Annotated in this window: 20 protein-coding genes; 5 read left to right on the forward strand and 15 right to left on the reverse strand. The window is 61.0% G+C overall.

Annotation, left to right across the window (positions count from 1 at the left end; genetic code table 11):
• The first annotated feature begins 12 nt into the window (after window positions 1-12).
• Window positions 13-1194, forward strand: coding sequence for an aminotransferase class V-fold PLP-dependent enzyme (locus EIY72_RS01600; protein ID WP_093226104.1), 1182 nt, complete (start codon window positions 13-15; stop codon window positions 1192-1194).
• Between the two features lie 3 nt (window positions 1195-1197).
• Here EIY72_RS01600 and EIY72_RS01605 read toward each other — a convergent pair whose 3' ends face one another.
• From EIY72_RS01605 to zwf, 4 genes are all read right to left on the reverse strand, one after another.
• Complete coding sequence (locus EIY72_RS01605; protein WP_093226106.1) at window positions 1198-1923, reverse strand: intradiol ring-cleavage dioxygenase; 726 nt, start codon at window positions 1921-1923, stop codon at window positions 1198-1200.
• Between the two features lie 196 nt (window positions 1924-2119).
• The gene (locus EIY72_RS01610; protein WP_093226109.1) at window positions 2120-2785 is read right to left on the reverse strand and encodes a bifunctional 4-hydroxy-2-oxoglutarate aldolase/2-dehydro-3-deoxy-phosphogluconate aldolase; all 666 of its coding nucleotides are present in this window, start codon (window positions 2783-2785) and stop codon (window positions 2120-2122) included.
• A gap of 17 nt (window positions 2786-2802) precedes the next feature.
• On the reverse strand, window positions 2803-3516 hold the full coding sequence (gene pgl / locus EIY72_RS01615; RefSeq protein ID WP_093226112.1) for a 6-phosphogluconolactonase: 714 nt from the start codon (window positions 3514-3516) through the stop codon (window positions 2803-2805).
• Window positions 3503-4972, reverse strand: coding sequence for a glucose-6-phosphate dehydrogenase (gene zwf, locus EIY72_RS01620; RefSeq protein ID WP_093226115.1), 1470 nt, complete (start codon window positions 4970-4972; stop codon window positions 3503-3505). The genes pgl and zwf overlap by 14 nt, the downstream gene beginning before the upstream one ends.
• Window positions 4973-5200: 228 nt before the next feature.
• Here zwf and EIY72_RS01625 point away from each other — a divergent pair, with 228 nt between their 5' ends.
• Complete coding sequence (locus EIY72_RS01625) at window positions 5201-6061, forward strand: MurR/RpiR family transcriptional regulator (protein WP_197678872.1); 861 nt, start codon at window positions 5201-5203, stop codon at window positions 6059-6061.
• A 244-nt stretch (window positions 6062-6305) separates the two neighbouring features.
• On the opposite strand, the gene EIY72_RS01630 is transcribed toward EIY72_RS01625, so the two are convergent.
• From EIY72_RS01630 to edd, 11 genes are all read right to left on the reverse strand, one after another.
• Complete coding sequence (locus tag EIY72_RS01630) at window positions 6306-7160, reverse strand: D-hexose-6-phosphate mutarotase (protein WP_093226121.1); 855 nt, start codon at window positions 7158-7160, stop codon at window positions 6306-6308.
• Window positions 7161-7272: 112 nt separating this feature from the next.
• A complete protein-coding gene (locus EIY72_RS01635; RefSeq protein ID WP_093226124.1) occupies window positions 7273-8619 on the reverse strand; it encodes a carbohydrate porin in 1347 nt (448 codons plus the stop codon).
• Window positions 8620-8743: 124 nt separating this feature from the next.
• Window positions 8744-9904, reverse strand: a complete 1161-nt coding sequence (locus EIY72_RS01640) for an ABC transporter ATP-binding protein (RefSeq protein ID WP_093226127.1) — start codon at window positions 9902-9904, stop codon at window positions 8744-8746.
• A gap of 2 nt (window positions 9905-9906) precedes the next feature.
• The gene (locus EIY72_RS01645) at window positions 9907-10752 is read right to left on the reverse strand and encodes a carbohydrate ABC transporter permease (protein WP_093226130.1); all 846 of its coding nucleotides are present in this window, start codon (window positions 10750-10752) and stop codon (window positions 9907-9909) included.
• Entirely contained in the window at window positions 10745-11653 is a 909-nt protein-coding gene (locus EIY72_RS01650) for a carbohydrate ABC transporter permease (protein WP_093226133.1), read from the reverse strand. Before EIY72_RS01650 ends, EIY72_RS01645 begins: the two co-directional genes overlap by 8 nt.
• Before the next feature lie 156 nt (window positions 11654-11809).
• Window positions 11810-13111 carry an ABC transporter substrate-binding protein gene (locus EIY72_RS01655; protein ID WP_093226135.1) on the reverse strand — a complete coding sequence of 434 codons (1302 nt, stop codon included), beginning with the start codon at window positions 13109-13111 and terminating at the stop codon, window positions 11810-11812.
• Window positions 13112-13241: 130 nt separating this feature from the next.
• A complete protein-coding gene (locus tag EIY72_RS01660) occupies window positions 13242-14501 on the reverse strand; it encodes a D-mannose isomerase (protein ID WP_093226137.1) in 1260 nt (419 codons plus the stop codon).
• Window positions 14502-14743: 242 nt separating this feature from the next.
• On the reverse strand, window positions 14744-16213 hold the full coding sequence (locus tag EIY72_RS01665) for an ATP-binding protein (RefSeq protein ID WP_093226139.1): 1470 nt from the start codon (window positions 16211-16213) through the stop codon (window positions 14744-14746).
• Window positions 16203-16934 carry a response regulator gene (locus EIY72_RS01670; RefSeq protein WP_093226141.1) on the reverse strand — a complete coding sequence of 244 codons (732 nt, stop codon included), beginning with the start codon at window positions 16932-16934 and terminating at the stop codon, window positions 16203-16205. Before EIY72_RS01670 ends, EIY72_RS01665 begins: the two co-directional genes overlap by 11 nt.
• A 176-nt stretch (window positions 16935-17110) precedes the next feature.
• Window positions 17111-18070: a glucokinase gene (locus EIY72_RS01675; RefSeq protein WP_093226143.1), complete on the reverse strand. Its 960-nt coding sequence runs from the start codon at window positions 18068-18070 to the stop codon at window positions 17111-17113.
• Window positions 18067-19893, reverse strand: coding sequence for a phosphogluconate dehydratase (gene edd / locus EIY72_RS01680; protein ID WP_093226145.1), 1827 nt, complete (start codon window positions 19891-19893; stop codon window positions 18067-18069). Before edd ends, EIY72_RS01675 begins: the two co-directional genes overlap by 4 nt.
• 220 nt (window positions 19894-20113) lie before the next feature.
• Here edd and gap point away from each other — a divergent pair, with 220 nt between their 5' ends.
• The 3 genes from gap to EIY72_RS01695 all read left to right on the forward strand — a co-directional run bounded on the left by gap (window position 20114) and on the right by EIY72_RS01695 (window position 22936).
• Entirely contained in the window at window positions 20114-21115 is a 1002-nt protein-coding gene (gene gap, locus EIY72_RS01685) for a type I glyceraldehyde-3-phosphate dehydrogenase (protein ID WP_093226148.1), read from the forward strand.
• 224 nt (window positions 21116-21339) lie between these two features.
• The gene (locus EIY72_RS01690; RefSeq protein ID WP_093226150.1) at window positions 21340-21858 is read left to right on the forward strand and encodes an RNA polymerase sigma factor; all 519 of its coding nucleotides are present in this window, start codon (window positions 21340-21342) and stop codon (window positions 21856-21858) included.
• A 112-nt stretch (window positions 21859-21970) separates the two neighbouring features.
• The gene (locus tag EIY72_RS01695) at window positions 21971-22936 is read left to right on the forward strand and encodes a FecR family protein (RefSeq protein WP_093226152.1); all 966 of its coding nucleotides are present in this window, start codon (window positions 21971-21973) and stop codon (window positions 22934-22936) included.
• The last annotated feature ends 87 nt before the right edge of the window (window positions 22937-23023 follow it).

The following is a 23023-nucleotide window of genomic DNA, read 5'->3' on the forward strand; positions in this document are numbered from 1 at the left end:
TGAGTAGCCCCCATGCCCGATAACACCCGACGCGCCCGTGACGAAGACTTCTGGCAAACCTTTGCCGATCGCTACGACAGCGAACCCGGACCGATCAATCTGGAAAACGGTTATTTCGGGCGCATGTCGCGCACGGTGGTTGAGGAGTATCAGCGCAACATCGAGCTGATCAACCGCAGCAACTCGGTGCATGTGCGTCAGCGTTTCGAACCCGTCGACGGCCTGAGGATTCGTGCTCAGCTGGCCCGACTGATGGGCGTGCCCGCCGATGGCATCGCCCTCACCCGCAATGCCACCGAGGGTCTGCAGTCGCTGATTCGCAACTACAACCGTCTGCAACCCGGTGATCAGGTGCTGTTCTGCGACCTGGAGTACGACACGGTCAAGGGCGCCATGGGCTGGCTGGCGCGCCATCGCGGCGTCGAAGTGATCGAGATCGAGCACGCGCACCCGGCGACCTACGACAGTTTGCTCAATAACTACCGCGAAGCTTTCGCCCGTTATCCGCGCCTGAAATTGATGGCGCTGACCCATGTCACCCACCGCACCGGCCTGGTGATGCCGGTACAGGCCATTGCTGCCGCCGCGAAGGAACAGGGGATCGACGTGATCCTCGACGGCGCCCATGCCCTGGGTCAAATCGAGTTTGACCTGAACGAGCTGGGCATCGTGTTCGCGGCCTACAACCTGCACAAGTGGATAGGCGCCCCGCTGACCCTGGGCTTTCTGTACATAGCACCTGAGCACCTGGTCGACATCGACCCGGACATGGGCGAGATGCACTTCCCGGTCAGCGACATTCGAGCCCGTACCTCCTACAGCACGCCGAACATACCGGCCCTGATGACCTTGCCGCTGGTGCTTGAAGAACATGCTGCGATGGGCGGTGCTGCTGCCAAAGGCGCGCGGCTCAACTATCTGCGCAACCGCTGGGTCAACGCGGCGCGTAAGTTACCGGGTATCGAGGTCCTGACACCCGATGACCCGCGACTGTATTGCGGCATCACCTCGTTGCGTTTCACCGATCACAACGACCAGCAAGTGATGGCTGAGCGACTGCTCCATGATTACAACCTGTTCACCGTTGTACGTACTGGCGCGGCGTGTGGCCCGTGCATCCGTATCACGCCGGGGCTCACCACCACGGCGGCCGACATGGATGCACTGATCAAGGCGCTGACCGAACTGAGCTGACCCTCAGACGGTGTACTTGTCGAAGTCTTCTGGCCTGATCTGCGTCGACACGGCAAAGGTGTCGATGCCGATGGTCATGTGCCCGAAAAATCCGTCCTCGTTCGAATCCCGACCCAAGGTGTGCACGCTCAGGGTCGAGCCTTCACCGCCCATGCTGGTGTAGAAAAAGTCCTGTTCGTTGCTCAGTGCCGGTACCGCTCGACCGCTGTATTGCCGCCCGTTGAGTACTGAGCGCGACGCCACGTCCGGCAGGTAAAGCTGCCCGACCCAGGCGACATGGCGCTCTTCCAGATGATTGTTGCCGGCGGTAATGCGCACCGCGACGTGAATGTGCAAGGCACGACCGGCGTAGTAACCCGGATAGATCGTGGTAAAGCGCACGATGCCCGCCTGGTCGCTGAACTGCGCACCGCGCAGCCAGGTATCGTCATCGGTTCGAGGAACTGCACCGATGTCGCCGGACTCGGCTTCGATGTCCGGATTGATTTTGCTCCAACCCGAATAGGCTCCCCGTGCATTGCAGTGCCAGATGTCCACCAGCGCGTCGGGCACCGGCTCGCAAGTCATGGCATCGACCAGGGCCAGGCGCAGCACCAGGGGAACTCCGTCGACACCTTCGCTGATGTTTCGGCGGATCAGGTTCGGGTTACGAAAATAGGGGCCGGCAATCTGCTCCGGAGACAGAAGGCAGACCGGGGTTGCAGGTGCATCGGGGGTAATGACGTCCATGACGTTCTCTCTTCCATAAGATGAACTTCAGGTTAGCGCTGGATGCATGTACAGAGGCGATAACTATGTATCGCAGGATGTCCTTTTCCCGGATAGCTGAAAATCCCAGGCTTTTTCCAGGCCAAAAAAAAACGGTGCACCGACCAAGCGCACCGTAAAGCCGTAGAACACACAACGAAGTGTCGGGGTGAAGCGATCAGTCCAGCAGCGCCAGGGCCTCGGCGGTGCATTCCTGAATGCGGGCCCAGTCGCCGTTCTTGATCCACTCCGGATCAAGCATCCAACTACCACCCACGCACATGACGTTTTTCAATGCCATGTAGCTCTTGATATTGGCCGGACCCACGCCGCCAGTCGGGCAGAATTTCACTTCGCCGAACGGACCGCCCAGGGCCTTGATGGCCGCGACGCCACCGCTGACTTCGGCGGGGAACAGTTTGAAACGGCGATAGCCCAGGCCATAACCTTCCATGATGCCCGAGGCATTGCTGATGCCTGGCAGCAGCGGAATCGGGCTGGCAACGCTGGCTTCCAGCAGGTCACGGGTGATGCCTGGGGTGACGATGAACTGCGAGCCTGCCGCTTCAGCCGCCGCCAGCATCTGGCGATCAAGCACGGTGCCAGCACCGGTCACCAGTTCCGGACGCCGCTCGCGCAGGATCTGGATGGCCTTGAGACCGAACTGCGAGCGCAGGGTCACTTCCAGGGCGGTCAGGCCACCGGCGGCAAGGGCGTCGGCCAGCGGCAGGACGTCCTGCTCACGGGCGATGGTGATCACCGGCAAAATCCGCGCCTTGGCGCAGAGGTTGTCGATCAGGGTCACTTTATCCGCCATGGAAACGGTTGGGGATGGATTTGTCATAGCGGCTGTTCCTTGGCTCATGGGCACCAGTAAATCTCTAACGTGGGTTGCAAAAACGCGCGAATCGGCATGGCGGCAACATCATCACCGGCCAATGCGGCATCGAGGGTGGTCAGCTTGGACTGACCGGAAATCGACAGAATCTTGTGTTTGGCCGAAGCCAGCAGTGCACGGCTCATGGTCAGGCGCTGACGCGGCACGGTCGGCGCCATCATCGGCCAGCAGCGACGAATGCCATCGGCTTTCAGGGCTTCGGCGAGGTTCGGGCTGTTGGGGAACAGCGACGCGGTGTGACCGTCATCACCCATGCCCAGCACCAGCACATCGATCACCGGCAACTCGGAGAGCAGACGATCAGCCTGCTCGGCCGCCTCTTCCAGATTGGCGCTGGCGCTGTACAGGCTGAGGAACTGCGCCTTGGCCGCCGGACCTTGAAGCAGGTAGCGCTTGAGCAGACCGGCATTGCTGTCGGCGTGCTCGACCGGTACCCAGCGTTCGTCCGCCAGGCTGATCACCACGTTCGTCCAATCCAGCGGCTGCTTGGCCAAGTGCTGGAAAAACGCCACGGGGCTGCGCCCGCCGGAGACCACCAGGGTCGCCGTGCCTTGCGCTTCAATCGCCTCGCTCAGTTGTTTGGCCACCGCCAGTGCCTGGCCTTCAGCCAGTTGCGCCGGGTTCTTGAACTCATGGGCGCTGACGCCCTGAGGCAATTCGAGTTTAGATATCGCCATACCACGACCTCCCGTCCCGCGTGATCAGAGCAATGGAGCTCATGGGGCCCCAGGACCCGGCCGCGTACGGCTTGGGCGCATCACCGGATTTTTTCCACCCGGCGATCAACTGGTCACACCACTTCCACGCGGCTTCGATTTCATCTTTACGGACAAACAGGTTCTGATTGCCGCGCATCACTTCCAGCAACAACCGTTCGTAGGCATCGGGGATCCGTGCACTGCGCCAGGTGTCGGAAAAATTCAGCTGCAACGGACCGCTGCGCAGCTGCATGCCCTTGTCCAGGCCTTGTTCCTTGGTCATCACGCGCAAGGAGATGCCTTCGTCCGGTTGCAGGCGGATAATCAGCTTGTTGCTGATTTGCAGGCGCTGCTCGGGAGCGAAGATGTAGTGCGACGGTTCCTTGAAGTGGATGACGATCTGCGACAGCTTCTGCGGCATGCGCTTGCCGGTGCGCAGGTAAAACGGCACGCCCGCCCAGCGCCAGTTGCGGATGTCGGCGCGCAGGGCAACGAAGGTTTCGGTGTCGCTCTGGGTGTTGGAATTCGGTTCTTCCAGGTAACCGGGCACCGACTGCCCTTCACTGTGCCCGGCAATGTACTGGCCGCGCACCACCTGGGTGGTCAAGCCTTCCGGGCTGATCGGCGCCAGCGCCTTGAGGACCTTGACCTTCTCGTCGCGGATGCTGTCGGCGGAGAGGTCGGCCGGCGGGTCCATGGCAATCAGGCAGAGCAGCTGCAACAGGTGATTCTGGATCATGTCGCGCAGCTGACCGGCCTTGTCGAAGTAACCCCAGCGGCCTTCGATGCCAACCTTCTCGGCCACGGTGATTTCCACGTGGGAGATGTAGTTCTGGTTCCACTGGGTTTCGAACAGGCTATTGGCAAAACGCAGGGCAATCAGGTTCTGCACCGTCTCTTTGCCCAGGTAGTGGTCGATACGGTAGGTGCGGTTCTCCGGGAAGTACTGCGCCACCGCGTCGTTGACCTTGCGCGACGACTCCAGGTCCGAGCCGATAGGCTTTTCCAGCACCACACGGGTGTTTTCGGCCAAACCGACTTTCGCCAGGTTCTCGCAGATCGCACCGTAGACCGCTGCCGGCGTGGCGAAGTAGGCAATGACGCGCTGTGCGGTACCGGCCATTTCGGCCAGGGCGACATAATCTTCAGACTTGAGGAAGTCGACGTGCAGGTAGCTCAGGCGCGCCAGGAAACGCTCGACCACGGCTTCGTCGAGGTCTTTGGCTTCGACGTAGCGGCGCAACTCGGCGGCGATGAACGTCAGGTGCTCCTGTTCGCTGCCAGCCTCACGGGCCAGCGCGATGATCCGCGTGTCCTCGTGCAACAGGCCTGCGCCGTCGAGTTGATAGAGGGCAGGAAACAGCTTGCGCAAGGCCAGATCGCCGAGGGCGCCGAACAAGGCAAAGGTGCACGGTTCAACCGTAATCGAGAGCATGATGTTTGTTCTTTTATCAAGTTAAGCTACAAATACCTTTTTTCAAGGCATCACTCAAGGGGAAATGTAGTAATAACCACAACATTTCCGCAAAATACAGATTCCGAGTGGTGGTCGGTCGGAGCCATCAGTAGGATAGGCCACCGTGACGGGCCTCACCAAAGGCCCTTTTTGCATTAGCCGCGCGCTTATCGGCGCCGGTGAATCAAGGAATTTCATATGGACCGCGTGCGGAATTTACTGGAACAAATCCAGAATCGCCTTGAAGAGCTGAACAAGGCCGAGCGCAAAGTCGCCGAAGTGATCCTGCTCAACCCGCAGCAAGCCACTCGGTTCAGCATCGCCGCCCTCGCCCAGGCTGCCTCGGTCAGCGAACCGACGGTCAATCGTTTCTGCCGTTCGTTCGGCGTCAGTGGCTACCCCGAACTCAAGTTGCAACTGGCCCAGAGCCTGGCCAGCGGTGCCGCTTATGTCAGTCGTGCCGTCGAGGCCGATGACAATCCCGAGGCCTATACCAAGAAGATTTTCGGCAGCGCCATGGCCTCGCTGGACAGCGCCTTGCAGGCCCTGGACCCGAACCTGATCAGCCGCGCTGTCGACCTGCTGATCCAGGCCCGGCAGATCCATTTCTTCGGCCTAGGCGCCTCGGCGCCGGTGGCGCTGGATGCGCAGCACAAGTTCTTCCGCTTCAACCTCGCCGTGACGGCCCATGCCGACGTGCTGATGCAGCGCATGATTGCTTCGGTGGCGCACACCGGCGAGCTGTTCGTGATCATTTCCTACACCGGCCGCACCCGCGAACTGGTGGAAGTGGCGCGAATCGCCCGGGAGAACGGCGCTTCGGTACTGGGCCTGACCGCCGAGAACTCGCCACTGGCCAAGGCCAGCACCCTGAGCCTGAACATTCCGTTGCCAGAGGACACCGACATCTACATGCCGATGACTTCGCGGATCATTCAGTTGACCGTGCTCGACGTGCTGGCCACCGGCATGACCTTGCGCCGAGGCGTGGACTTCCAGCCACATCTGCGCAAGATCAAGGAAAGCTTGAATGCCAGCCGGTATCCGGTTGGGGATGAGTTCAACTGAAGATCAAAAGCCCCTCACCCTAGCCCTCTCCCGGAGGGAGAGGGGACTGACCGGGGTGTCTTACGTCCGATATCGACCTGAACGACCGAGTCGATTGTAGATACCGATCACCGCGGCCTCTCGCTTGGCCAAGCCAAGATCACCGCCGTAGTCGCAGGTCGATGTACATAGCCAATTCAACTCGGTCAGTCCCCTCTCCCTCCGGGAGAGGGTTAGGGTGAGGGCAGCGATTCAACTGACACACTCAAGCACCCACCCAAGCCTGCAAACTCAAATGCGCCTTCTCCCCCGGCGCCAAATGCAGGCTGTCGGTCCCCCCCGCCGCCGCTTCAACACAGACAAACTCCGAGATCTCATCCCAAGTCACGCCCAACAACGGCCGTGTCCCCGGATGCCAGACCACGGTGTCCGCCGTCTCCCCGGTATCGATGCACAACGCCCGCTGCCAGGCATGGTCGTTGAGCTGCAATTCGCCGTCATGCTGGAACACTCGCTGACAGCCGCCATCGACGCGCAACTCGCCTTCCTGCTGGCAAACCTGACGGCTCAACTGGTCATAACCCTGTGCGCCTTCGAGGCCAGACAGCGCTACCTCACCAACGTCACCAATACGCCAGTAAGCGTGCAAGGCCTGGCTCAACTGGCACGGCATGTCGTCCTGATGCTCGGTACTCAAGCGCAGATCCATGCGTTCGCCCAGGTGCGCATGCAGGTCGACCTGCCAATCACACAGCTTCAACTGCCAGTGCAAATGCACGCCGTCGTCCTCACTGCGGCTGTCGAGCAGCTTCCAGTCGAGCAGGCGTGCCCAGCCATGGGACGGCCAGGCGTTTTCACTCGGATGACGCCCATACCAAGGCCAGCACACCGGCACGCCACCACGAATGGCGCCGACCTGCGGCCACTTCGCCGCACACCACAACCAGGGTTTCTGACCCTTGGGCTGGAAGTGCAACAACTGCGCGCCCTGACGACTGAACACCGCCTGGCACAGCGGATGATCGATCACCAGCACGTCGCGGGTCTGATAGCGTTCCCAGGCAAACACCGGACGTTCGCGCAGGGATTTGAAGAAGCGTTGTAGCGGATGCTCAAGCATGTGCCACGGTCCTGAAAATCATCTTTGCCGGGGTGCGCCACCCCAAAAAAAAGCGGACAGCCTGGGCTGTCCGCAAAAATGCGCACATGGAGAGAAGCTTATCGCAGACCCGTCAGAACACCGACTGAATTTTCAGGCCGGCCACCAGCGCGTTGTCGACTTCATCCACACCACCCGGGTGAGTGATGTACTGCAGGTTTGGACGCACGGTCAGCCAGTTGGTGACGTGGAAACCGTAGTTGATCTCGTAGTTGTATTCGGTTTCACGAATAGGCGAGAACACCGGGTTGTCGTAGTCCGAGACTCCATTGGAAGCGTTGACCAGTTCGGCGTTTTTCTTCACGTCGTCGTTAACGTGAATGCGCGCGAAACCGATGCCGACGTCGTCTTTCGGACGCGCATCGAACGGACCTTTGTACACGAACATCAACGACTGGTAGTTGTCGATGAAGTTGGTGTCCTTGTCGTGGAAGGTCGCGTTGGCCGCAATGTTCAGGCCGCGAGAAGCATCGCCATTGTGGCTGGTGAGTTGCTGCTGAGCGACAAACCAGTAGCCGTGCTTGCTGTCGTGGACGCGATACGGGTTGCCGCTGGTTGCAGCGTTCTGACCGTTGTCGTCTTCGAGCACGTCATCGGCAGGCGCGGTGCTCTTGTAGTAACCGACGCGGTATTCGCCTGGCAGGCTGTTGACCTTCGGCGACCAGACCAGCTCGACCGGCAATACAGTACCGGCAGTGCCGCTACCGCTCAGCTTGAAGCCGTTGCCGTGTTCCAGCTGCGACGGGTTCTGGTTGTACGCGCCGATCTGCGCGTAGAGCTCGTCGTTGATGTTGTACTTGATGCGCAGCGCCGCCTGGCTGACCGGCCAGTTGTACCAGATGTTGGTCGCCCAGTTACCCACCTGGGAGCCGCAGAACGCCAGGTTCTGGAATTCGCACGGGAAGGTGTTGAAGTCTTCGCCTTCACCGAAGTAACCGGCCTTGACGTCCAGCTTGTTGTCGAAGAACTGGTGCTGAATCCACAACTGGGTCAAGCGGACCATGTGCCCACGGCCATAGACCTCTTGCGAGGAACTCAGGGTGCCGGCACGCGGATCGCCAATGCGGTCGTTGGAGATGTTTTCGCCGTTACGGTTGGTCAGCTGGATCTTGGCCTGGGTGTTGTCCCAGCCCAGCAGTTTTTGCAGGTCCAGCGCCGCGCCCAGACCAAACTGGTCGCTGTAGCGCGCGGTCTTGTCATCGTTGAAGCCGCCATGCAGGTTGCCGCCGACTTCACCGACGTAATCCATCTTGATGTCGATACCCTGCTCGATCAGCTTGGTACGCTCGCCACCCCAATCGCCCGTCATCCACTTGGAGTCGGAGCTGAACGCTTCATCGGCCATGGCATTGCCGGCCAGGACCAGTGCTGCCGCGGCTGACACTTGGCAGATCAACCGGGCCTTGTTCTTCATCTTCATCCCTACATCCTCGTTTTATTGTTATTAACTTTTACGTTTCCAACGCGGTTACATCAGGTGCGAAGGATGTCTGCATCCAACGCAAATCCCCCAGTGGGAGCAGGTTTGCTCCCACCTTTGATCTTCAGCGGCCCTTGAACTGGGCGACATTGGCACTGTGCGCCTCGGCTTTCGCCGTGCCGGCCACACCCAGACGCTCACCGGTCTTGGCATCGAACAGCAGCACTTTTGACGGATCGAATTGCAGGGTCAGGGTTTCGCCCACGGCCGGCGCCACGTCCGGTGCCAGGCGGCAGCAGACCTTGGTGTCATTGAGGTTGACGAAAACCAGCGTGTCCGGACCTGTTGGCTCGGTGACCTGGACTTCCGCCTTGATGCTCGGCAGGCCATTGCCTTCGCCGTTCGCCAGTACGATCTGCTCAGGGCGCAGGCCGAGGATCACTTCGCGATCTTCCAGTCCTGCGTCCTGCATGCCCATCGGCAGCTCACAACGGGCCTGGCCGCTGTCGAGCAGTGCCAACAGACGACCGTCCTTGCGCTGCAATCGCAGGGGGATGAAGTTCATCGGCGGCGAACCGATGAAGCTCGCCACGAACAGGTTGGCCGGATCGTTGTAGATCTCTTTCGGCGTGCCGAACTGCTGGATGATGCCGTCCTTCATCACCGCCACCTTGTCGCCTAGGGTCATCGCTTCGATCTGGTCGTGGGTCACGTAGACGGTGGTGGTCTTCAGGCGCTGGTGCATCAGTTTCATTTCGGTGCGCATCTCGACCCGCAGCTTGGCGTCGAGGTTGGACAGCGGTTCGTCGAACAAATAGATCTTCGGCCGCCGCGCCAGGGCACGCCCCATCGCCACACGCTGCTGCTGACCGCCGGAGAGCTGGCCAGGCTTGCGATTGAGCAGGTGTTCGATCTGCAACAACTTGGCCACGCGCGCGACTTCTTCGTCGATCGCCGACTGGCTCATCTTGCGAATCTTCAGGCCGAACTCGATGTTCTCGCGCACGCTCATGGTCGGGTACAGCGCGTAGGACTGGAACACCATGGCGATGTCACGATCCTTCGGGCTCATGCCGCTGACGTCCTGGTCGCCGATCATGATCGCGCCGCCGGTGATGGTTTCCAGGCCGGCGATGCAGTTCATCAGGGTCGACTTGCCGCAGCCCGATGGCCCGACAAGGATCAGGAACTCACCGTCCTTGATCGACAGTTCGATGTTCTTCAGGGTGTCCGGCAGGCCGGCACCGTAGGTCTTGTTTACGTTGCGAAGTTCGAGCGTTGCCATGATTACCCCTTGACTGCGCCGGCCGTCAGCCCGCGCACGAAATACTTGCCTGCGACCACATAGACCAGCAGGGTCGGCAGCCCGGCGATCATCGCCGCTGCCATATCAACGTTGTATTCCTTGGCCCCGGTGCTGGTGTTGACCAGGTTGTTCAGCGCCACCGTGATCGGTTGCGAGTCGCCGCTGGAGAACACCACACCGAACAGGAAGTCGTTCCAGATCTGAGTGAACTGCCAGATCAGGCAAACCATGATGATCGGCGTCGACATCGGCAGGATGATCATGCGGAAGATGGTGAAGAACCCCGCACCGTCCAGGCGTGCGGCCTTGATCAGCGCATCCGGAATGCTCACGTAGTAGTTACGGAAAAACAGCGTGGTGAACGCCAGGCCGTAGACCACATGGATGAACACCAGGCCAGTGGTGGTGCTCGCCAGGCCCATCTTGCCGAGGGTGAACGATGCCGGCAGCAGCACGGTCTGGAACGGCAGGAAGCAGCCGAACAACAGCAAACCGAAGAACAGCTGCGAACCGCGGAAGCGCCAGAACGACAGCACGTAGCCGTTCAACGCACCGATGGCGGTGGAGATGACGACCGCCGGAACGGTGATCTTGATCGAGTTCCAGAAGTAACCGTCGACCGTGGCCCAGGCCTTGATCCAGCCGATGCCGGTGACCACGGTCGGCCAGCTCAGCAGGTTGCCGGTGCTGATGTCTTCCGGGGTCTTGAAGCTGGTCAGCAGCATGACGACCAGCGGAATCAGGTACAGCAGGACGGCGAGAATCAGCACCGCGTAGATCGCGATGCGGCTCAGGCTCAGGGGTGGTTTGGCAGCGAGACTAGTCATGACGCTTGGTCCTCAGCTCGGAGTACAGGTAAGGCACGATGATCGCGAGAATCGCACCGAGCATCAGAATCGCACTGGCCGAGCCCATGCCCATCTGGCCGCGACTGAAGGTGAAGGAATACATGAACATCGCCGGCAAATCGGAGGAGTAACCCGGGCCACCGGCGGTCATCGCCGCCACCAGGTCAAAACTCTTGATCGCGATGTGCGCCAGGATCATCACGGCACTGAAGAACACCGGACGCAGGCTCGGCAACACCACCTTCCAGTAGATGGTCGGCATGCTAGCGCCGTCGATCTGCGCGGCGCGGATGATCGATTGATCAACGCCACGCAGGCCGGCGAGGAACATCGCCATGATGAAGCCCGAGGCTTGCCAGACCGCGGCAATCACCAGGCAATAGACCACGCGATCCGGGTCGATCAGCCAGTCCAGGCGGAAGCCTTCCCAGCCCCAGTCACGCAACAATTTGTCCAGGCCCATGCCCGGGTTGAGCAGCCATTTCCAGGCGGTACCGGTGACGATCATCGAGAGCGCCATCGGGTACAGGTAGATGGTGCGGATGAAGCCTTCGCGGCGGATTTTCTGGTCGAGAAAAATCGCCAGTGTCACGCCGATCACCAGGGTGATGCCGATGAACATGCCGCCGAACACGGCCAGGTTCTTGCTCGCCACCCACCAACGGTCGTTGTCGAACAGACGGGCGTATTGCGCCAGGCCTGCCCATTTGTAATTCGGCAGGAAGGTCGAGGTGGTGAACGACAGAACGAACGTCCACAGGATGTAGCCATAGAAGCCCACCAGAACGATGAACATGCTCGGCGCCAGCACCAGTTTCGGGAGCCAACGCTGCAATGCATCGAACGGCGAGGCCTTGCTGAACACAGCAACAGAACTCATGGGAAAATCCAGTACAGGGAATTGAAACTACAGTGACATCCCTTGTGGGTGTGGGCTTGCTCGCGAGAGCGGTGTATCAGACGACGGATGGAGCGACTGACACGTCGCCTTCGCGAGCAAGCCCGTTCCCAAAGGAGGGGCCGATGGTGCTACCGGTTATTTGGCCGACTGAATCGCCGCACCCAGTTTCTTGGCCGCATCGGCCGGGTCGGCTTTCGGGTCGTTGATGTAGTTGGTGACTACGTCAAAGAACGCGCCCTGCACTGCCAGCGTGGTCGCCATGTTGTGCGCCATGCTCGGTTGCAGGCCGCCGGACTTGGCGTCCGCCAGAAAGTCCTTGGCCGCGGTCTGGGCGCAGGAGTCGAAACCGTACTTGCCCATGTCGGCGAGCATGTCGTTACGCACCGGGATCGAGCCCTTGTTGATGCTGAAGACTTTCTGGAAGTTCTCGCCCAGCACCACTTTGGCGATGTCCTGCTGACCGGCAGCGGTGCCTTTGTCTTTCTGCTTGAACACGGCCAGCGAGTCGATGTTGTAGGTGAACGCCTTGTCGGTACCCGGGAACGCTACGCACTCGTAGTCCTTGCCGGCGACTTTCTTCGCGGCAGTCCATTCGGACTTGGCCCAGTCACCCATGATCTGCATGCCGGCCTTGCCGTTGATGACCTTGGCCGCTTCCAGGTTCCAGTCCTGACCCTTGCCGTCGACGTCCATGTAGGTCGCGACTTTCTTCAGCTCGGTCAGCGCCTTGATCATTTCCGGACCAGTCAGCGCCTTGTTGTCCAGGTCGACCAGGGCTTTCTTGTAGCCATCAACCCCCATGACCGAGAGCACTACGGCTTCGAACACAGTGCTGTCCTGCCAAGGCTGACCGCCATGGGCCAGCGGGATGAAGCCTGCAGCCTTGAGCTTGTCGCCGGCGGCGTAGAATTCTTCAAGGGTGGTCGGGTTCTTGGTGATACCGGCTTTCTTGAAGACTTCCGGGTTGATCCACAGCCAGTTAACCCGGTGAATGTTCACCGGCACCGCCACGTAATCACCGTCGTACTTCACGGTATCGGAGACTTTCTTGTCGAGCAGGCTGTCCCACTTCTCTTCTTTGGAAACATCTTTCAGGACGTCAGTGTCGAGCAGGCCGGTCGACGCCCATTCCTGGATGTCCGGGCCCTTGATCTGGGCCACGCCAGGCGGGTTGCCGGCTACGGCACGGCTTTTCAGCACGGTCATTGCCGTTGCACCGCCACCACCTGCGACGGCGCCGTCTTTCCAGGTGAAACCGTCTTTTTCGACTTGGGCCTTGAGCACATCAACGGCCGCTTTTTCACCACCAGACGTCCACCAATGCACGACTTCCACCGTACCTTTGGAATCGGCGGCGGACACACTGAGCGGCAGGAGAGCAAGCGGGAACAGGGAGGCGACAGAAATGACAGTAGCGAGGCGAGAAATCGCATTCATCTGAGATGTACCTTTCTTGTTGTTATGCATGCAAGTCTGGTGCTTGCGCTGCACAAGAGTTTAAACAGCAGGATTCCCGTCGCAGGTAACGAAGGGACGTGCAAATGTCACCACATGGTTACACGATCAGTTACGTAGCAGGGCTCTGGGACAATTGCGCCAGCGCCGAAGCCATACTCGGCGACAAGGGTAGCCGAGGAATCAGCAGCGCCTGCCAGGCGTGATACAGGTCGGGTTTGCCTGCCCAGATATCGGCACTCGGGATGTTTTGCGGGTTGAGCTCGTGATGCCAGCTGCCATCACAACGGTCGATGAAATGCGTTTCGCAAAACTCCCAGAACTGGCGGTACCAGGTTTCGTATTGCGCATCGCCGGTGCGTTTGAGCAACGCGCTGGCCGTGGCGCTGGCTTCGCAATGGGTCCAGTGCAGCCGATGGCGCACCACGGCCTTGTTGTGCCAGTCGAGGGTGTAGACGATGCCCGGCGCGCCATCGACATCCCAGCCGTGCCGGCAATTGGTTTCGAAGAGTTTCTGCGCGTCGCAGACCAGCCACCCGGGCGTGAGCATGCCCGCCTGTACGCGCGCCGCTTCGAGGTGCAGCAGCAACCGCGCCCACTCGAAACCGTGGCCGGGCGTGGTGCCGTAAGGGCGGAAGCCATCGGCAGGATTGTCGTGGTTGTATTCGCGCAGGGGTTGCCAGTCGCGGTCGAAATGCTCGATCACCAAATAGTCGTTGGCGGCGGCGTGGCCATGAATGATCCGCTCGACGATGCGTTGCGCCCGTACCAGCCAGCGTGGGTCTTCGGTGACATCCGCCAGTGCAAGGAAGGCTTCGGTGGCGTGCATGTTGCTGTTGGCGCCGCGATAGGCTTCCTCTTCGCTCCAGTCGCGATTGAAGGATTCGCGCATGGCGCCTTCGGCTTCGCTCCAGAAATAGCTGTCGATGATGTCGATGGCGTCATCGAGCAAAGCCTGGGCGCCGGGGCGTCGAGCCACCACCGCCGAACTCGCCGCCAGGGCGACGAAGGCATGCAGGTAAGCGTTCTTGCCGGTGTTGCCGTCGCGATGTCCGGCGCTGGCGAACCAGCCGCCATGCAGTGCATCGCGCAATGGCCCGCGCAGCGCTGCGATGCCGTGATCGACCAGTTCGGCGTACCCCGGCAAGCCCTGGATGTGCGCCATGGCGAAGCTGTGGGTCATGCGCGCGGTGTTCATGGTTTCGGCCTGGGCGTCGGCCGGGAGGCGACCTTTTTCGTCGAGGTTGCCGAAGCCCTCAGGCAGTTTCGATGCCTTGGCAAACGCCAGCAGGCGCAGGCCTTCGGCGGCGAGCCAGTGCTGGTGGGCAGGCGCGTTCAGCCAACTGTTGAAGGCAGGTTGGAAGTGATCCATGGGTGGCCTTTTTTGTTGTTATGACTGCGGGGAGTCTAAACAACGGGCCGCGGCGGGCTTGTAACGAAGGGGACGGGGTTTGTCACCATTCAGTGACAATCACCCAATGTTGTGGCGAGGGATATTTGTGGCGAGGGTGCTTGCTCCCGTTGTGGCGCGACGCGGCACCCAAAAAGAAGGCCTGCTGCGCAGTCCAGCGGGAGCAAGCTCCCTCGCCACATGGGTAAGAGTAAGGCTCAGGCTTAATCAACACCCCGAGGCAATTGCAGGGTCACGCGCAAGCCTCCCTCACGCAGATTCTGCAAGCTCACCTCGCCGCCATGGCTGTGGGCAATATTGCGCGCAATGCCCAATCCCAACCCATAGCCCTGCTGCTGCCCGGCCAGACGAAAGTGCGGTTCGAACACCTGCTCCAGGCGCTGCTCCGGCACGCCCGGCCCCTCATCGTCGACGTGCAGCACAAACACATTTTCGTCGTCTTCGACATGCAGATGCGCGTTCTGCCCGTACTTCAAGGCATTGTCGATCAGGTTGCCAATGCAACGCTTGAGCGCCAGCGGTTTGCCGGGGTACGCCGCCAGTGCCCGACCATCCTGGGTCACGCGTCCGTTGCCGGTGGGCGCCAGGTAAGGTTCGACCAGACAGTGCAGGACATGGTTGAGATCAACCGGCTCGATATTCTCGTGGATGTCGGTGTCCTTCACACACTGCAGCGCACCCTTGACCAGCAACTCCAACTCATCCAGGTCGCGGCCGAACTTGGCTTGCAGCTTTTCGTCTTCGAGCAATTCCACGCGCAAGCGCAGGCGGGTGATCGGTGTGCGCAAGTCGTGGGAAATCGCACTGAATAGCTGGCTGCGCTCAGTCAGGTAACGGCTGATGCGCTCACGCATGGTGTTGAAGGCACGCCCCACTTCCACCACCTCGCTGCCACCGCCCTCCGCCACCGGCTCGACGTCAGCACCCAGGGACAGATCCCGTGCCGCCAGCGCCAATCGCTTGAGCGGCCGGCTCTGCCAATGCACCAGCAGGCCGATGAACAACAACAGAAAACCACTGGTCAGGACGATGAACCACACCTGCTGCGCCGGCAGGCCTTGTTCTTCCAGGCTGGTGTAGGGCTCGGGCAGCAACGAGGCGATGTACAGCCACTCGCCCGGCGCCATCTGGATCTGGGTGACCAGCACCGGCGGGTTCACCGGTTCCAGTGTCAGCGCGTAGTGTGCCCAGGAGCGCGGCAGTTCATCGAGCTTCAGGCCGGCATTGAAAATCCGCAGGTCCTCCGGACTGACGAAGGTGACCGAGATATCGGTGTCATGGCCCAGGGACTCACGCAGCACTTCGTCCACCGCTTTCATCACCGCCGCTTTGCGCGGGGTGGTCGGCAGCACTTCCATGCCCAGGGGTTTGTCGTTGAGCGTCACCACGAAGCGGGTGCCGCCCATGCTGCGCAGTTGATCGAGGACCAGCGGGCGATAAGCCACCGGCAGCGAACGGAAGTAACTGACGCTGGCGGTCATCGAGTGCGCCAGGCTGCGGGCACTGGTGACCAGGCCTTCAAGCTGTGTAGCGCGCAGTTGCGAGACCCAGATCACACTCGACAGGGTTTGCGCGAAAAGCACCGCGAGCAGGGTCAGCAGCAACATCCGCCCGAGCAGCGAACGTGGCATCGGCACCTTGGCGGCGAACTTGCGCAGCGACTCAGTGACCATTGCCGGCAACCACATTGGCCGCCAGTTGGTAGCCACTGCCACGCACGGTGCGGATCAGCCGTGGCGGCTTTTCCGTGTCGCGCAGGCGTTGGCGCAGACGGCTGACCGCCATGTCGACGATACGATCGAGCGGCATCAGGTCGCGCCCGCGGGTGGCGTTGCCGATGGTGTCGCGGTCGAGGATTTCCTGCGGGTGATCGAGGAACAGTTTCAGCAAAGCGAAATCGGCGCCGGAGAGAATCACTTCTTCGCCGTCGACGTGGAACAGGCGGTGACTGACCATGTCCAGGCGCCAGTCATCGAAGGCAAGCACTTCGCCGCCGCTGCGCTCCTGGCCGAACTGGGCACGGCGCAGCAGGGCCTTGATCCGCGCTTGCAGTTCCCGTGGGCTGAAGGGTTTACCGAGATAATCGTCCGCCCCCAGTTCCAGGCCAATCACGCGATCGGCCTCATCGGAGCTGGCAGTGAGCATGATGATCGGCACTTGTGCCTGGCGTGGGTGCTGGCGAACCCAGCGACACAGGCTGAAGCCGTCCTCGTCCGGCAGCATCACATCAAGGATCACCAGATCGCTCGGCGCGTCGTTCAAGGCCTGGCGAAAACCGGCGCCGTCGGGCGTGGTACGCACCTGAAACCCGGCACGGGTCAGGTAGGTGTCCAGCAACTCGCGTATCTCCTGATCGTCATCGACCAACAAAATCGACTTGTTGACTGAGCTCACGGGGCGGCGTCCTTGATATTGGAATTGTGCGGATTATGCCTTAGCGCTGATCTTACAAACACCACAGAACCAATGTGGGAGCGAGCTTGCTCGCGATGGCGTTTTTACATTCAACATCTCTGTTGACTGACCCAGCGTCATCGCGAGCAAGCTCGCTCCCACAAGGGGATGGCATTTCAAGCGAGGCTGGATTGCTCCAGCGCCACACCCGCCCCCATCAACCCGGAATACGGCGCCGTCACCAGCCACACCGGTATCCCCTTGAAGTAATCGCTCATGCAGCCCTTGTCGGCGAAGCAACGGGCGAAACCGCTTTGCACGAAGAAATCGGCAAACCGCGGAATCACGCCACCGACAATGTACACGCCACCGCGCCCACCGGTGGTCAGCACGTTGTTGCCGGCCACACGGCCGAGCCAGCAACAGAACTGCTCAAGGACTTCCAGGGCAATCGGGTCACCTGCCAGGCCGGCCGCGGTGATCGCTTCCGGCGTTTCCAGTACCGGCGCATGCCCGTCCACCGCACAGATCGCCCGGTAGACACGCGGCAAGCCGCCGCCGCTCAACGCGGTTTCCGCACTGACATGGCCGATCTCATTGAAGATGTGCTGCCACAACTGGGTTTCGCGCGGGCTGCTCAGGGGCAGGTCAACGTGACCGCCCTCCCCCGGCAATGCGGCGAAGCGGCCATCGCCGAGGTCGAGCAAGGTGCCGACGCCCAGGCCGGTGCCCGGGCCGATTACCACCGCCGGGCGCAGCGGCTCCGGCGCGCCTTCGCAGACCACGCGGAATTCGCCCGGCTGCAAACGGGTCATGCCCAGGGCCATGGCCGAGAAATCATTGACCAACAGCAGTTGATCGACCTGCAAGGTCGCGCAGAAACCCTTGCGACTCAGGCGCCAATGGTTGTTGGTGAAGCGGAATTCGTCGCCGCTCACGGGACCTGCCACCGACAGGCACACCGAGCCGATCGAACCCGGCGCCAGGCCGAGCCCGCTCAGGTAGAGACTGATCGCCTCTTCGGGGCTGGCGTGGTCCGCCGTCGCCAGCACCTGGACCGATTCCAGCTGCTGGTTTTTCCACAACGCGAAACGCGCGTTGGTGCCACCGATGTCACCGACCAAAGCCAGTCTCAATTAAGCGTCTCCAGGGCAGAAGTGAAGGCGCTGGCGCCCTGCTCCGCCGAGCTGAAGGCCATGCGCATGAAACCGAACAGCTCGCGACCGGTGCCGATGTTGTTGCCCAACAAACCCTTGGCCGGCGTACGCGCTGCAAATTCTTCGGCGTCCACCTTAAGCTCCAGGGTGCCTTTGACGCCATCGACGCGGATGATATCGCCCTCTTGTACCCGCGCCAAAGGACCGCCCACAAATGCTTCGGGACTGACGTGGATGGCCGCCGGGATTTTCCCGGAGGCGCCGGACATGCGTCCGTCCGTCACCAGTGCCACCTTGAAACCGCGATCCTGCAACACGCCGAGGAACGGCGTCATCTTGTGCAGCTCCGGCATGCCATTGGAGCGCGGGCCCTGGAAGCGCATCACCGCGACAAAGTCCTTCTCCAGCAAACCGGCCTTGAACGCATCAGCCAGGTCCTGTTGATCCTGGAACACCATGGCCGGCGCTTCGACGATCTGGTTTTCCAGGGCCACGGCCGAGACCTTCATCACGCCGCGACCGAGGTTGCCCTCCATCACACGCAGGCCACCCTCCGCCGAGAACGCACGGGCGACCGGGCGCAGAATGCTTTCGTCGAGGCTGTCGGTCACACCTTCGCGCCAGACCAGCTCGCCGTTGTCGAGGAACGGCTCCTGGGTGTAGCGGCTCAGGCCATGGCCCATCACGGTGTTGACGTTTTCGTGGAGGAGGCCGGCTTCGAGCAGCTCGCGAATCAGGAACGACATGCCGCCCGCCGCCTGGAAGTGGTTGATGTCGGCCTTGCCGTTCGGATAGACGTGGCTCAGGGTCGGCACGACTTCGGAGAGGTCGGCCATGTCCTGCCAGGTCAGTTGAATGCCCGCCGCCATGGCGATGGCCGGCATGTGCAGGGTGTGGTTGGTCGAGCCGCCGGTGGCGTTGAGCGCGACGATCGAGTTGATCAGCGAACGTTCGTCGACGATTTCGCCGATCGGCATGAACTGGCCGTTCTGTTTGGTCAGGCGCGTTACCTGGTGCGCCGCCTCACGGGTCAGGGCATCACGCAGCGGCGTGTTCGGGTTGACGAAGGACGCGCCCGGCAGGTGCAGGCCCATGACTTCCATCAGCAACTGGTTGGTGTTGGCCGTGCCGTAGAAAGTACAGGTGCCGGGGCTGTGGTAGGACTTCATCTCCGATTCCAGCAGCTCCTCGCGGGTCGCCTTGCCTTCGGCGTACTTCTGGCGCACGTCGGCTTTCTGCTTGTTGGAAATGCCCGACACCATCGGCCCGCCCGGGACGAAGATCATCGGCAAATGGCCGAAGCGCAGCGCGCCCATCATCAGGCCCGGGACGATCTTGTCGCAGATCCCCAGCATCAGCGCGCCATCGAACATGTTGTGGGACAAGGCCACGGCGGTGGACAAGGCGATTACTTCACGGCTTGGCAGGCTCAGTTCCATGCCCGGCTCGCCCTGGGTCACGCCATCGCACATGGCTGGGGTGCCACCGGCGAACTGGCCGACCGAACCGATCTCGCGCAGGGCCTTCTTGATCATTTCGGGGAAGACTTCGTACGGCTGGTGCGCCGAGAGCATGTCGTTATATGACGAAACAATTGCGATGTTGGCGGAGTTCATCATCCGCAGGCTGTGCTTGTCGTCGCTGCTGCAACCGGCCACGCCATGGGCGAAGTTGGCGCATTGCAGCTTGCCGCGTGTCGGACCGTCGCTGGCCGCACCGCGAATCAACGCAAGGTAGGCCTCGCGCGTGGCGCGGCTGCGGGCGATAAGCCGTTCGGTGACCTCAAGGACGCGGGGATGCATGTGTAGAACTCCAGGCTAACGGATGTGGCGACCTGATTGTCTATGCTGATCAAAGCCCGGTGTCGATGGAATGACAGACGGTTTTTTTGACCGGTTGGACCAGTTGATTCAGGTCGCTCGTTGTAGATTGAACAAAATATTGCCATCAAAAAGGCTTGTTTTCTATTTTTTTGCGAATAATCTTGTAATTCCAACAACAAAACGACGGTAGCGCAGGTATATGACTCTTCGAATCGCAATCAATGGCTTTGGCCGCATCGGCCGTAACGTACTGCGCGCACTCTATACCCAGGGCTACCGTCAGGATCTGCAAATCGTCGCCATCAATGACCTGGGCGACAGCGCGATCAATGCACATCTGCTGAAATACGACACCGTTCATGGCACGTTCGATGCGGATGTCCAGCACGATCAGGAAAGCCTCACGGTCAATGGCGACCGTATTTCGGTAAGTGCCATCCGCAACCCGGCCGACCTGCCCTGGGCTGCGGAAAAGATCGATGTGGTGTTCGAATGCACCGGCCTGTTCACCGACCGCGCCAAAGCCGCCGCGCATATTACGGCCGGCGCACGCAAAGTGATCATCTCGGCCCCGGCCAAAGGCGCCGACGCCACCGTGGTTTATGGGGTGAACCACGACATTCTGCGCCAGTCGCACCAGATCATTTCCAACGCATCGTGCACCACCAACTGCCTGGCGCCGGTGGCCCAGGTGCTGCACCGCGAGCTGGGCATCGAAAGCGGCTTGATGACCACCATCCATGCCTACACCAACGACCAGAACCTGACCGACGTCTACCACACCGACCCGTACCGCGCCCGTTCGGCGACCCAGAACATGATCCCGAGCAAGACCGGCGCGGCCGAAGCCGTGGGCCTGGTGCTGCCGGAACTGGCGGGCAAGCTGACCGGCATGGCCGTGCGTGTACCGGTGATCAATGTGTCGCTGGTGGACCTGACCGTGCAGCTCAAGCGCGAAGCCTCGGCCGATGAGGTCAATGCGCTGATGAAGGAAGCCAGCCAGCACTCGAAGATTCTCGGCTACAACACCCTGCCGCTGGTTTCCAGTGACTTCAATCACAACCCGCTGTCGTCGATCTTCGACGCCAACCACACCAAGGCCAGCGGCAAACTGCTCAAGGTACTGGCCTGGTACGACAACGAATGGGGCTTCTCCAACCGTATGCTCGATAACTGCCTGGCGTTGTGCAACGCGGAGTAATCCACAACACTCTTGTAGGAGCGAGCACGCTCGCGATGGACGTCAACGATAACGCGGGGCACCAGACAGCCCGCGTTGTTTCCACCTCCATCGTCGGAACGCCGCCCGGAGCATGCTCGCGCCTACAGGTTTTGTAGGCTTTACATTGCGCTGACAAATCAAGACTTGACCACTCGCACAGATGATAAGCATTATCATTCGCTCGAAATGGATCAGGTTCTCCCGTGAGTCAGTCGCGCTTCAATCATGTTTTCCTCACCCAGCGCACCTCGCTGCTGCGCACGCTGGAGCGGATGGTCAACAACCACAGCACCGCCGAAGACCTGCTGCAGGAAACCTACCTGCGCGTGACCCGGGCGCTGAGCGAGCGCGCCATCGATCACCTTGAACCCTTTGTCTTCCAGACCGCACGCAACCTGGCGCTGGACCATTTGCGCGCGCGGCGCATCCACTCGCGCACCATGGTCGACGATGTGCCGCAGGAGGTGATGCACAGCATCGCCGCCCCCACCAGCAGCGCCGAAGACGCCGCACACGCCGAACAATTACTGGAGCGTCTGAACGTGAGCCTCAGTGAGCTCAGTAACCGCCAACAGCGAATCTTCATCCTCAGCCGTCTGCACGGACACAGCTACCAGCAAATCGCCGACGAACTCAGCGTGTCCCTGAGCACCGTGCAAAAAGAGCTGAAGCTGATCATGTCGATCTGCATTGGCGTGGCCGATCGCCTGAACGCTGACTGACCAGCAACATTCCCCACCGACTGCACTGATCATCGGGCTTTGCTACCCTGCCCAGACTTTTTACGCTTCACTAAAAAAAACAGCCGTGCACAGACACTGCCGAGGAAACACCGTGACGGACAATCACCGCTCCCCTGAGCCTTCGCCGGCGCAGGACCCCGCAAGCGCGATGGACCAGGCGTTGGACTGGCTCATCGTGCTCGGCTGTCCTGACGAGGAGCAGACCCGGCAGTTCCACGTCTGGCTCGACGCCGACCCGTTGAACGCCCAGGCCTTCGCCAAGGCCCAGGCGATCTGGGACGGCCCGCAGGTGGCGCAATGCGCGCAAAGCCTGGCCGCTCGCCCGGCGAAAATCAGCGTACTGTCACGACTGCGTCCGCACTGGAAACCCCTGGCCACCGCTGCGGTGCTGCTGCTCGGCCTGTTCAGTTTCAGCAACCTGCCGATGCGCCTGCAGGCCGATCACCTGACCGTGGTCGGTGAGCGCCAGCGCCTGCAACTGGAGGACGGTTCGAAAGTCCTGCTCAATACCAACTCAGCCTTCTCCAGCACCATCAACGACAAACAACGCGTTGCGCGCCTGTACCAGGGCGAGGCGTTTTTCGAAGTGCCGGCCAATCGCGGCCAGCCACTGGAAATCGATGTCGGCCCGATCACCGCCAGCGTTCACGACACCGCGTTTGCCGTGCGCTACCTCGATGGCGTGGCACAGGTGCGGGTGCAGCGTGGCGATGTCGATCTGCGTGCGACCCGGGACGATGCGCGGGTGCGCTTGTCCGCCGGGGAAAGCATCCGCATCGGCCCCAACGGTTTCGACCGCCCGGCCAAACTCGACGCCGCCACCGACCTGGCCTGGGTCCAGGGGCGACTGGTGTTCGAGAACTGCCCGCTGAATCAGGTGCTGGCGGAACTGCGTCGCTATTACCCGGGTTGGATCATCAACACCAACGAGCAGTTGGCCGACATTGCCGTGACCGGCAACTATCGCCTCGACCAGCCGCTGGACGTGGTGCGCTCACTGGCACACATCACTTCGGCACGGCTGCAGGAATTCCCGGCGCTGGTCATCTTGAACTGAATGAGAATTATTTTTACTCGATAGCGAAATCCCGTTCGTCTCGTTATAGCCAATGCAATTGATTCGCATCTCACCATGCCGATCAGC

Origin of the sequence: Pseudomonas vancouverensis, assembly GCF_004348895.1 — a bacterium.
Classification (GTDB): domain Bacteria; phylum Pseudomonadota; class Gammaproteobacteria; order Pseudomonadales; family Pseudomonadaceae; genus Aquipseudomonas; species Aquipseudomonas vancouverensis.